Origin of the sequence: Pseudoalteromonas rubra, assembly GCF_001482385.1 — a bacterium.
GTDB classification, from domain to species: domain Bacteria; phylum Pseudomonadota; class Gammaproteobacteria; order Enterobacterales; family Alteromonadaceae; genus Pseudoalteromonas; species Pseudoalteromonas ardens.
Genome location: NZ_CP013611.1, coordinates 2319183 through 2331277, shown reverse-complemented (window position 1 = coordinate 2331277; position 12095 = coordinate 2319183). Strand labels below are relative to the sequence as shown.

Genomic DNA, 12095 nt, shown 5'->3' with positions numbered 1-12095 from the left:
AGTCGCAAAAGGTGACCCGGTACATTGGATCGGCTTGCCTTACAGTGATTTTTTAAGCGTAAAGGATGAGGTGTAATCTCGTGTAATGTCAGATGGATTAGATTTTGCTTCCGGTTAGCATAAAATTAATACTATAATAGTAGTTCTTAACGACGATGTTTGATGCAGTATGGGCGACCCGAAACAACTTTTACAGATCCTGGCTTTGACGTCATGCGTGTGTGCGCTGTTTATGCTGGTTAACTGGTTTATCCATCGCCGTTTGCTGGGAACCCGTTTGTGGGCCAGCTTTTCAATTTGTACCGCATTCGGTTGTATCTTCATCGCCTCATTTTCTTTGTCCGTGACCTGGACCATTTTTGTCTCAAATTGTCTGATTTTTATTGGTTTATATTGTTTGAGCCGCGGCAGTGAACAGTTTTTTTCAGTCCCCCGTTTAAGTTGGCCCTGGTGGCTGTTGGCTGGGATCTTTTTCCCGGGCTATGTGTACTACACGTATATTGATGCCAACTTTATTGCCAGAGTGATTTTAAACTACATGGGTTGGGCGCTGAGCATGATCCTGTGCCTGCGCGCTTTGTGGCTGGGTCAAAGACGCCAATGGCAAAGTTTTTCGCCAGCACATTGGGCATTTGCACTGGCCTGTGTTTGCCTGTTTATTGTGTTTACGGTGCGTTTATTGATGCTCCATCACTACACACAGCATGACAGCCTGACCACCAATAACTGGGTGAATCAGTTTTTCTCCGTGTCCGTTATCGTTATGCCCCTGATCTTATGTTTCTCCTTGTGTTTACTGTGCAGCGGACGACGTGAACAGGAATTACACGAATTACGCCATCGCGCGGAACTTGCTGCGCAGCATAAAGAGCGCTCGCTCACTTTGCTCAGCCACGAACTCAGAACCCCCTTAAATGCTATCGTTGGTCATGCGGAGTTACTTAAACGGGCACCCAGAGAGCCGCAGCAGCATGGGCACTTTTGTGATGTGATTATTGCCACCGCCATGTCGATGTCGGATCTGGCGAATCAGATTTTGTTGCAGGCACGGGGGGCTGTGCCCAATACCATAGTGGAGCCAGTCAACCTCGCGACACACCTGAAGGAACAAATTCGCTTTTTTAAGCCTCTGGCGGAGAAAAAGCACCTGAAATTGTCCCTGACAATACAAGGCGTTGATACCAACCTGCAGGTCATGATAGACAAAGACCCCTTCACTTTGGTGATTAAGAACCTACTTTCTAATGCCATCAAGTATACGGAACACGGCACGGTTGAGCTGATTGTTTTTGGTTACGCCCTGAGTGCCAATCGTCATCAACTGCGTGTTGCTGTCAAAGATACAGGTATTGGACTGAGTCAAGCTCAGCAACAACAGGTCTTTGAGCCTTTTGTCACGTTTGGATCGCCACGCGCGATTGCTGATAGCGCCGGGGTTGGTCTGGCCCTGTGTAAGCAGCTACTGGAAAATATGGGGGTCGATCTGGAAGTCCACAGTGAGCCTGGAGAGGGGAGTGAATTCTTTTTTGAAATACAGGTTAACTCGCAATTGGGTGAGCAGCTTGACACCTTCGATAGCAAGCCAACGACATTAGGTGATATGTCTGTACTCGTCGTGGAGGATAATCTTCTGAACCGTGAAGTTGTGCGTGGTTATCTCGACAATTTAGGACTGGATTATCAGCTGGCGGAAACCCTGGCGGATGCGGAGCAATGGTTGTTGCAAGGCCAGTTCGATGTGGTGCTGTTAGATATGCATTTGTCGGATGGTCATGGCTTAGAGTGGTATCAAACACGTTTTACGAAGCTTGGACTAACGCACCCGCCTGTTGTGATGGCGTTGACGGGTGACGTAGATCAGCAAGCTCGGCAAGCTTATCAGCAAGCCGGGATTTTCGACTGCCTGGAAAAGCCGTTACGCGTCACAGCATTAAGACAGGCATTGGAGCGTATCGTAAAACAGAATAGCAGCGGCCTGGCAGCAACAGAGGCGGCTTATGTGGATCTGGCCTTTGTCGAGCGTCAGCTGAGTGAGTCCTCTGTGCGGTCTGAATTTGCCTCACGGCTCGTGTATTTGAGTGATCGACTGGATTATGAATTTGCTCAGTTGCGTGGCTTGGCAGATATTCAGTCTGATGATTCATTGCGAGAAAAGCTGTTGCAGCTGGAACATGAAGTGGAGCAACTGGGGCTATATGCATTGCGTCAGGCGTTGCATCATACTCGCCGCCGTACAGCGCAGGAGCGGGATATCGACTGGCCTGCGTTACATCAATTTGCCAAGCAAAGCGCTTCGGCACTGCAATCTTGTCATCAGCGTATCACCGCCAGAGTACTTGAAAAAGCGCAAGGTTAGGTGGGCCATTGGCAGGATTTGCGTTAGAATACAGGTATAACTTCTCTACATACTCAGTGAATGTCTAAACAGGATCCTTATCTCAGCCGAGAACAAGAAAAATACGACAACCCGGTGCCCAGCCGTGAGTTCATTCTTGACCATATTCAAAAAAGCAATAACAAGACTAATTTCAATCAGCTTTGTCAGGACCTCAAAGTCTTCGAAGATGAACGACAGATTGCCTTTAAGCGGCGCCTCAGAGCCATGGAGCGTGATGGCCAGCTGTTTTTCAACAAGTTCAAATGTTACGTGATCCCAACGGATGATGGTCTGGTCAAAGGTCGGGTGATTGGCCACCGTGATGGCTTTGGCTTTTTGGAGGTGGAAGGCGAAGCCAAAGATTGGTTTATCACTAAGTATCAGATGGACAGAGTATTGCACGGAGATTGGGTGCTGGCGAAAGCAGGCTCCAGAGGCTCCGGTGGTAAAGTGGATGCACGCATTGTGCGGGTACTCGAAAAAGAGCGCGCACCGATAGTCGGGCGCTTCTTTGTTGAGCATGGGATGGCAGTCGTAGTACCGGAAGATCCGCGTCTGACGCAGGACATCATTGTGCTGCCGGGCAGCGAAAATGGTGCCCGTCACAACCAGATGGTTCAGGTTCAGATCACCCAAAGTCCCAGCAAGCAAATGAATGCAGTGGGTAAGGTGACCGAAGTACTGGGCGACCATATGGCGCCAGGGATGGAGATTGAGGTCGCGTTACGAAACCACGAAATCCCCTATGAGTGGCCACAAGCTGTGCTTGATCAGGTTGCAGAGCATGGTGAGTTTGTCGCCGAGCCGGATAAACTCGGTCGAGTCGATTTACGTGATCTACCACTGCTCACCATCGATGGAGAAGATGCCCGAGATTTCGATGATGCGGTTTACTGTGAGCGCAAAAAGTCCGGCGGCTGGCGTTTATGGGTCGCCATTGCCGATGTGTCGCACTACGTGCCTAAAGGCAGTGCGCTCGATAAAGAAGCCATCTCTCGGGGGAATTCAGTGTACTTCCCAGAGCAAGTGGTGCCTATGCTGCCCAAAGTCCTGTCTAACGGCTTATGTTCTTTGAACCCGCAAGTAGACCGTCTCTGTATGGTGGCCGAGATGACAGTGTCCGAAGCGGGTCGTTTGTCAGGGTATCGCTTTTACGAAGCAGTGATGAATTCTCATGCGCGTCTGACCTATACTAAGGTGCATGCGATGTTACAGGGCGATGAAGCCTTGCGTGAACAATATAGCGCACTGTACCCACACATCAGTGAGTTACATCAGATGTACATGGCACTGAAGTCTGAGCGTCAGGCCCGGGGTGCCATTGAATTCGAAACCCTGGAGACGCGTTTTGTCTTCAACGCACACCGCAAAATTGAGTCCATCGTACCTGTGGTACGTAATGACGCCCACAAACTGATTGAAGAATGTATGATCCTGGCCAATGTGTCGGCAGCGCGGTTGCTGGAAAAACACGAAGCCAGTGCGCTGTTTCGGGTGCATGACCAGCCCGATCCGGAAAAACTCAGCCAGTTCAGGCTATTCCTGCAAGACTTAGGGATCGAAAGTACCCTGGGTCATGAGCCAACGCCTTTGGAGATCACTGAAGCCCTGGCTGGCCTGGGTGAGCGTCCGGAGCTGGAACTGATCCAGACCATGCTATTACGCTCGATGAAACAGGCTGTTTATCAACCGGATAACATTGGTCACTATGGTCTTGCGTTGAAGGCGTATGCACACTTTACCTCGCCCATCCGGCGTTATCCGGATCTGGTGGTGCACCGTGCGATTAAAGGGATCCTGGCGGAGCAGGGACAGCAAGTGTCTGGTGCTTATGTGTATGAAAGCGATGAGGCTGACAAGCTCGGTGAGCAATGTTCAATGACAGAACGTCGCGCCGACGATGCGACTCGCGAGGTAGCGGACTGGCTCAAGTGTGAATTTATGCAAGATCACGTGGGCGATGAATTTACGGGTGTGATTTCATCCGTCACCAATTTTGGTTTGTTTGTCAGGCTTGATGAGTTACAAATCGATGGCATGATCCATGTCAGTAACCTGGGCCATGAATATTTCCATTTTGATGGCGCGAAGCATTGCCTGATCGGGGAGCACAGCCGCAGTGTCTTTAGACTCGGTGATAAGCTGAGTGTGGTCGTGAACTCCGTGAGCCTGGACGAGCGACGCATTAACCTGACACTGGCCGAAGAGGCGGTACCAGATCGGTATGCCAGACGGCGTCGTAAAGCGACGACAGAAAGCGCTGGCAAAAGTGTACGTGCGCAGTTGAAAGACGGCAAGATCCCGGGCAAAGACAAAAAAGATAGCAAAGCTGGCAAAGACGCGACAGCTGTAAAAAGCGACGGTAAAAAACCGAAAAAGGGTAAGAAGACCACGCCTAAAGGCAAGGCTAAAAAAGCCAAACAAGCAGCCACTTTGACCGGTAAAAAGAAAACCAAGAAAAGTGCCAGCAAAACCAAGGCAAAGCGTCCTGGTAAAAACGCGCGTAAAAGAAACAAATCGAGTGCGGGAGCATAACTTTGAGTAACGAATTAATTTTTGGTTTCCATTCTATTGAGGCCATTCTATCCACCACCCCTGAGCGCTTTTTAGAGATCTATGCCCTCAAGGGGCGGGATGACAAACGACTTAATGCGGTCGTCAATGAAGCACGTAAGTTTGGTATTTCCGTGCAGTTTATGCAGCGTAAAGCGTTGGATAATAAAGCCAATGGTGAGCAGCATCAGGGGATCATTGCCAATGTAAAAGCCGCCCGTGTACTCAATGAGCGCGACCTGGATGAGATTTTAACCAGAGAATCGACGCCGTTCTTTTTAGTCCTCGATGGTGTGACGGATCCACATAATCTCGGCGCCTGTTTGCGCAGTGCTGATGCCGCTGGTGCGCACGCATTGATTGTGCCCAAAGATAAATCTGCCAAGTTAAATGGCACGGCCCGCAAAGTGGCGTGTGGCGCAGCGGAAACCGTCCCGCTGATCCAGGTGACGAATTTGGCCCGTACACTCAGGGACATCAAAGAAGCGGGTGTCTGGGTAGTTGGGACCGCAGGTGAGACAGACACTGAACTGTTTGACGCCAGCCTTACAGGCCCCATCGCAGTGGTGATGGGTGCTGAAGGCGATGGTATGCGCCGTCTGACTCGCGAGCACTGTGATGTGTTGGTAAAAATTCCGATGGTTGGTACTGTATCCAGTCTCAACGTGTCTGTGGCCACCGGGATCTGTTTGTTTGAGGTGTTGCGTCAGCGCAATGCACAGTAACCTTCTGGCTACACATTGGGTGGAAAAGGCAAGCTTAGCTTGCCTTTTGTGTTTCTGGGTCCAGCAATAGCGCCTGTAGCTGCGCCAGGTTATCAACGACGTAAGTAGGTGTGATCTCTGGCGGGCACTCAGCGCCCGGGTGACGTAACCAGCAACTGTCGATGCCATAGCGATTGGCGCCCAGTATATCACTGGCAGGGGTGTCTCCGACCATCAGCACCTGAGACTTATCAGGTGTCCCCAGCAATGATAAAGCATGCTCGAATACGCTTGGATCGGGTTTGGCCACCCCCACCTGCTCAGAAATCACAATGCTGTGAAAGTAGTCTTTAAACCCGGTATGGGCAAGACGCTTTTCCTGTAAGGCAGTAAAGCCGTTGGTGATGATGGCCAGCGTGGCTTTGCCTTGCAGGGCATGTAGCAGATCGGCGGCACCGGGCAGCGGATTACACAATTCTGCCATCGCATCGAGAAACCCCAGGTTGAGGGTTTCAGCGGATACATTCAAACGCTCAGCCCAGAACTGAAAACGGGTCACCTGCAGGGTTTTTGCATCAATTTCGCCGTTCTGATACTGCACCCACAAAGGCTTGTTGATGCGTTGGTATTCGGCGTTATCGGCTTCGCTAAACGTGACATCATAACGCGCGAAGAGCGCCTTCAGGCCTAAAAAGGCGTTGAAACTGAACAGGGTTTCATCGGCATCAAAAAGAATATGGGTGTATTTCATGAGTATAGCTCTACATGGTTAAAGGGGGCCATCGCCAGCAACAGAGCCTGGGTGTAGGCACTTTCCCGGGTTGCCAGATGATTGGTCAGCAACCCAATCGCCCCCCCTTTTTGTTTAATGTTGTTGGTATCGAACATACGATCCATGACATGACCTAATTCTTCACCTGCCAGCAGCGCATCATAAATACGTTGTGGGAGTGGCAGGTTGGCACTGCGGCCAATACTCTCAGTTTGGCCATTGGATATGACGACAAAGGCAAACGTGGCAGGGCCGTAGGAAAATTGATGGGCACCGCCTTCCATTGCACAGTAGTAGTCGGCAGCGTGCTGGTCAATCAGGTATTGTACACGATTTTGGGCTCCCAGCAGTGTATCGGCTTCACCCAGAGGTTGATCAGCAACCCCGCTTGGCGCAGATAACCCCTCACACTGAATATCGTGCTGTGGAAAATACTGCGTGAATATCTGCCTTGCGGCATTGATTTTAACCGGGTTTTTGGACCCGACAAGTATCTTAATAACTGCCATTTGCGATGCCCTGAAAAATCGCTAGTGTAACGACCCCCCGGACAGCCCGCAAGCGGTGAAGTGTAAGCAGTCGTTAAACGGGTAAGTCCAGCGGGACAATTTGTTCCAACGCCCGTTTCTTTGTAAGTAAGTCTTTGATCAGGGGGGTTAATACCAGTTCCATGGCGAGGCCCATTTTGCCGCCGGGCACGACCAGGGTGTTAACGCGCGACATAAAGCTGCCCTGGATCATCTGCAAATAATAGGGGAAATCAACATCTTTTATATCCCTGAAACGGATCACCACAAAACTCTCGTCCAGCGAGGGGATATCTTTGGCACTAAAGGGGTTAGAAGTATCAACGGTGGGAACGCGTTGAAAATTAATATGGGTACGTGAGAACTGGGGGGTAATATGGTTAATGTAATCATCCATACTGCGCACGATTGAGGTCATAACGGCTTCACGAGAATGACCTCTCTCATGCGTATCGCGGATCAGTTTTTGGATCCACTCCAGGTTAATAATCGGCACCATGCCAATCAGCAGGTCGACATGATGTGCGACATCATGCTCTTCGGTCACTATGCCGCCATGCAGACCTTCATAAAACAGCATATCACTGTTGCTATCCAGCTCTTGGTAAGGTGTGAAGGTGCCGGGTAACTGGTTATACGGTACGGCATCATCAAAGGTATGCAAATAACGCCGGACCTGGCCAGTTCCGGTCTGACCATAAGTGGCAAATAACGCTTCCAGTGCGGCAAAGTCATTAGCCTCCTGACCAAAGTAGCTCAAGTGCTTACCTTCTTGCAGAGCTTCGCGTTTGAGCTTGTCCATTTCCGGGCGAGTATAACGGTGGAAGCTATCACCTTCGACAATCTCAGCTTTGGCGTCCAGGCTGCGAAAAATGTGCTTAATCGCGGCCGTGGTGGTCGTGGTACCGGCCCCCGAACTTCCCGTGATTGCAATGATTGGATGCTTTGCAGACATTTTGTCCCCTTACCTGGCTCAGTTGGACTGAGCGTAACTTCCGATTAACACCTTTCGATGTTACTCGATAAGGGAAAATTCGCAAGGCATTTCGCGGAGAGTTGTTTTGTGGTGATTGAGTTCCTGCTGTCGCTCGGTATGATAGCGAAAAAAACAAGGAATATAACACAATGACTCTGCTACAAAAGATCATCGTCACTGGATTACTATGGGGCGTTATAGGAACACTTAATGCAATGCCTGCCTCGCAGCTTTGGTTGGCCGAAGAGCAATCTGGCTCACTGTCGGTGAAGCCGATCAGTGCAGCTGATGGTTATCACAATCAACCTTTGGTTGTCGACAATGGTGTATATTTTACCCAGCAGGTACCGAACCCTGAGGGTGGCCAGACTGACCTGTTTTTTTACGATTTTGCCACCCATGAGGCCCGTAATCTGACCAACACGCCAGTGTCTGAATACTCACCGACGGTATACCCTTATGATGACGGTCTTTCAGCTGTGGTCGTCGAAGCGGATGGTTCGCAAAAGCTATGGTTTTATCCATTTGCAGAGACACAGTCACCACGGCGCGTGTTTGATCATATTGCACCGGTGGGATATCACGCCTGGGGTAAGGACGAGCAACTGGTGATGTTTATTCTTGGCGAGCCCCACACTTTACAATTTACCGATTTAAAAGGACATTTGCCTAAGTTAGTTGCCAGTGATATCGGTCGCACCTTGGCCTACAATGCCGCGCGGAACCTGTATAGCTTTACATATACCTCACAAGGTCAGCAATGGTTTGCCAGCTTCGATGCACAAACTCAGGTGGTGACGCCGCATTTTGCGTTACCAGGCAGCGTACATTATTACACCTGGTTTGATGACAATACGATCGCCTATGCCATTGCCGGCCGTATTTATACCCGACATTTGGATAACCCTGATAAGGTCTTGCTTTGGCGAAATTTGTCTGCGTATTGCCCAGGGACGATTTCACGCTTGAGTAAGCAAGGACCGCGACTGGTATTTGTGTGTAACCAGGCATAACTGAGGTCGCCATTGAGTGTAAAACACTGACACACTGGTTGGGATCAATTACAATGGACACAGATATATTTTTAGGAAAATGACTATGACCGTCTTAGTTACCGGTGGTGCCGGGTATATTGGTTCGCATACTGTGCTGGAGTTGCTTAGTGAAGGCAAGGATGTGATTGTTGTCGATAACTTAAGTAATTCCTCTCAGCAGTCTTTGCAGCGTGTAGAGGCATTAACAGGGCGCACCGCGACGTTTTACCAGGGCGATATTTGTGATAAAGCATTTCTCGACCGCGTTTTTGCGCAACACCGGGTAACCCAGGTGATCCACTTTGCGGGATTAAAAGCTGTGGGAGAGTCGGTGCAGAAACCGGTTGAATATTACCAAAATAATGTCCAGGGAACGTTAACTTTGCTGGATGCGATGCGTGATGCTGACGTATTCCAGCTGGTATTCAGTTCTTCTGCGACAGTGTATGGCGATCCGGCCAACTTACCTATTCGTGAAGACTTCCCGGTAGGCGGGACAACTAACCCATACGGTACCTCTAAGCTGATGGTGGAGATGATCCTGCAGGACTTAGCTAAGTCAGATCCGCGCTGGTCGTTTGCGATTTTGCGCTATTTCAATCCGGTAGGGGCGCACATATCTGGCAAGATAGGGGAAGATCCCAATGGCATCCCAAACAACTTGCTGCCTTATATTGCGCAGGTTGCGGTGGGCAAGCTAGACACGCTGGGTGTTTTTGGTAATGACTATGATACGCACGATGGCACAGGTGTACGTGATTACATTCACGTTGTAGACCTCGCTATTGGTCACCTCAAAGCGCTGGACAAGATTGCAGCTCAGGCTGGGGCGCATATTTTTAACCTGGGTACAGGTAATGGTTACTCTGTGCTCGACATGGTTAAAGCGTTTGAAAAAGCGGCGGGTAAGCCGGTGAACTATGAAATCAAACCGCGTCGTGATGGTGACATCGCGGCCTGCTATGCGGCACCCGAAAAAGCATTCAATGAGCTGGGTTGGCGAGCAGAGCGCGGCATCGATGAAATGATGCAGGACACCTGGCGCTGGCAAAGCCAAAACCCGAACGGATATGAAGGGTAAGCCTCAGTAAGCGGCCTGTTTTGGCCGCTCTCTCCTTTCACTGCATTATCGCTGGATGAAACTCCCCGCAACAGCGTGTATAATTCGCTCCTTATCTATTTTGATAACCACAAGCGACGCCTTATTTGCAGAGCATGGGCTGGGATGTGGTTAGGTTATTGACGCAGGTAGCGGTTTGGAGCCGTGTAATTGGGCGTTTCAGAGGTAGTATGACAAACACAGATAAAACAGGCGCCAGCCCAGTAAAGACAGTTGATTCAGCGTTTCGCCGCTTCTCCGTTGCACCGATGTTGGATTGGACGGACCGTCATTGCCGGACCTTTCACCGTAAACTGACTAAGCATGCGGTACTGTATACCGAAATGATCACCACCGGTGCTATCATCTTTGGCAAAGGCGATTATTTGCACTTTGGTGAGCATGAAATGCCAGTGGCACTGCAGCTCGGTGGCTCCGATCCCAAAGCGCTGGCTGAATGTGCTAAACGCGCCGAACAATACGGCTACAACGAAGTAAACCTCAACGTGGGCTGTCCATCAGACAGAGTACAAAATGGTCGCTTTGGTGCTTGTTTGATGGCAGAGCCTGAGCTGGTCGCTGAGTGTGTTGCGGCGATGAAAAGCGAAGTCTCTATCCCGGTAACGGTAAAAACTCGGATTGGTATTGATGAGCAGGATTCCTATGAATTTTTGACCCGCCTGATTGAGGCCTCAAAGAGAGCCGGCTGTGATGATTTTATTATCCATGCCCGTAAAGCCTGGCTGCAGGGTCTGAGTCCCAAGGAAAACCGGGAAATTCCGCCGCTGGATTACCCGCGCGTGTACAAATTGAAGCAGGATTATTCGGATCTGCACATCAGCATCAATGGTGGCGTTAAAACCATTGAAGAGTGTCAGCACCACTTGGCACACCTGGATGGCGTGATGATAGGCCGAGAAGCCTATAGCAACCCCTTTATGCTCGCTGAGGTTGACAGTGCTCTGTATGGTGCACCTGCGTTTACCCAGACTCGTCATCAGGTAGTTCGTAGTATGTACGACTATATTGAAGCAGAGATGTCAAAGGGGGCTAACTTTTGGCACATTGCGCGCCATATGCTGGGGATTTTCCAAAATCAGCCCGGTGCACGTGGCTTCCGTCGTCATTTGTCGGAAAATGGTCACGGTAAAAGCGCCGATATCAGTGTCATGGAAAAGGCGCTGACCTTTGTTCCTGAACTATAGTTCTTATTTTGGTCAAAAAAGCTAATTATATGCTTTTTTGACCAAATACCCTTCCTTTCTTTTTTCTTCTTTTCTCAAATTAAAACCTTAAGTCATTGATTTTAAATTATTGTTTGTTTTTGGCATAAACCTTGGAATAAGTTAATCAACATTAGCTTACTCAAGGAGCCTGTCATGGCCTTAATCGATCGAATTGAAGATTTAATCAAAGCCGAGTTCAATGCGTTGCTCGACAAAGCGGATGATCCTGAAAAGAACCAGCGTCAGATACTGACTCAGCTAGAAGTGGCACTGACTGAGTGCCGCAGCACTGTGGTACAGGTGATCTGTGAACAAAAAGCGCTGGTACGCCGTGAGCAAGTGGTGAATAAAAAAGTTGAGCAGTGGCAGCAGCAGGCTGAGTATGCTTTGCAAAAAGACCGCGAAGATTTGGCCCGGGCAGCACTGATGGAAAAGCAGGCATGCCAGCAGACGCTGCAACACATTGAAGAAGAAGCAACACAGCTGCAACAGATCCACGACAAGTTGGCGCAGGATGCACGCTCGCTGAGCGAAAAAATACATCAATTGCGACAAAAAGAGGCGCAGCTGGCTCGGCGAGAGCACACTGCCACCACGCAGCTGAAAGCGCGCAGCGTGGCCAGTCAGCAGTCGATAGCAGCAGCGTTAACTCGCTTTGAGCATCTGGAGCGCAAAGTTGAGCGAGTAGAAGCTGAAGTGGACAGCTATGACTTGGTAAGTAAGGAGCAAGCACAATGGCAGGCATTGGAAAGCCTGGCTCGGGAAGAGCAGGTCGACAAGGCGTTGGCTGAATTGAAACAAAGAAATCAACCGGCTTAGGTATTGGC

General features: G+C 49.8%; 10 protein-coding genes. 7 read left to right on the top strand and 3 right to left on the bottom strand.

From position 1 onward, the window contains the following. The first annotated feature begins 169 nt into the window (after positions 1-169). Genes AT705_RS10295 through rlmB form a run of 3 tightly spaced genes read left to right on the top strand, consistent with a single transcriptional unit; the run spans position 170 to position 5655 of the window. On the top strand, positions 170-2356 hold the full coding sequence (locus AT705_RS10295; protein WP_058796525.1) for a hybrid sensor histidine kinase/response regulator: 2187 nt from the start codon (positions 170-172) through the stop codon (positions 2354-2356). 60 nt (positions 2357-2416) lie between these two features. After that, positions 2417-4912 (top strand): ribonuclease R, encoded by a 2496-nt coding sequence (gene rnr / locus AT705_RS10290; protein WP_058796524.1) that lies wholly within the window; start codon positions 2417-2419, stop codon positions 4910-4912. Positions 4913-4914: 2 nt separating this feature from the next. Beyond that, positions 4915-5655, top strand: a complete 741-nt coding sequence (gene rlmB / locus AT705_RS10285; RefSeq protein ID WP_058796523.1) for a 23S rRNA (guanosine(2251)-2'-O)-methyltransferase RlmB — start codon at positions 4915-4917, stop codon at positions 5653-5655. A gap of 34 nt (positions 5656-5689) precedes the next feature. On the opposite strand, the gene yjjG is transcribed toward rlmB, so the two are convergent. The 3 genes from yjjG to AT705_RS10270 form a co-directional block, all read right to left on the bottom strand. Continuing rightward, positions 5690-6385 carry a pyrimidine 5'-nucleotidase gene (gene yjjG, locus AT705_RS10280; RefSeq protein ID WP_058796522.1) on the bottom strand — a complete coding sequence of 232 codons (696 nt, stop codon included), beginning with the start codon at positions 6383-6385 and terminating at the stop codon, positions 5690-5692. After that, a complete protein-coding gene (gene yjjX, locus AT705_RS10275; RefSeq protein WP_010383704.1) occupies positions 6382-6915 on the bottom strand; it encodes an inosine/xanthosine triphosphatase in 534 nt (177 codons plus the stop codon). The genes yjjG and yjjX overlap by 4 nt, the downstream gene beginning before the upstream one ends. Positions 6916-6988: 73 nt before the next feature. After that, positions 6989-7888, bottom strand: coding sequence for a phosphoribulokinase (locus AT705_RS10270; RefSeq protein ID WP_010383702.1), 900 nt, complete (start codon positions 7886-7888; stop codon positions 6989-6991). 170 nt (positions 7889-8058) lie between these two features. Here AT705_RS10270 and AT705_RS10265 point away from each other — a divergent pair, with 170 nt between their 5' ends. The 4 genes from AT705_RS10265 to AT705_RS10250 all read left to right on the top strand — a co-directional run bounded on the left by AT705_RS10265 (position 8059) and on the right by AT705_RS10250 (position 12087). Then, positions 8059-8922 (top strand): hypothetical protein, encoded by an 864-nt coding sequence (locus AT705_RS10265; RefSeq protein ID WP_058796521.1) that lies wholly within the window; start codon positions 8059-8061, stop codon positions 8920-8922. 85 nt (positions 8923-9007) lie between these two features. Next, entirely contained in the window at positions 9008-10024 is a 1017-nt protein-coding gene (gene galE, locus AT705_RS10260; protein WP_058796520.1) for a UDP-glucose 4-epimerase GalE, read from the top strand. 209 nt (positions 10025-10233) lie between these two features. Beyond that, a complete protein-coding gene (gene dusA / locus AT705_RS10255) occupies positions 10234-11247 on the top strand; it encodes a tRNA dihydrouridine(20/20a) synthase DusA (protein WP_058797971.1) in 1014 nt (337 codons plus the stop codon). Between the two features lie 174 nt (positions 11248-11421). Then, positions 11422-12087: a PspA/IM30 family protein gene (locus AT705_RS10250; RefSeq protein WP_058796519.1), complete on the top strand. Its 666-nt coding sequence runs from the start codon at positions 11422-11424 to the stop codon at positions 12085-12087. Positions 12088-12095 lie beyond the last annotated feature (8 nt).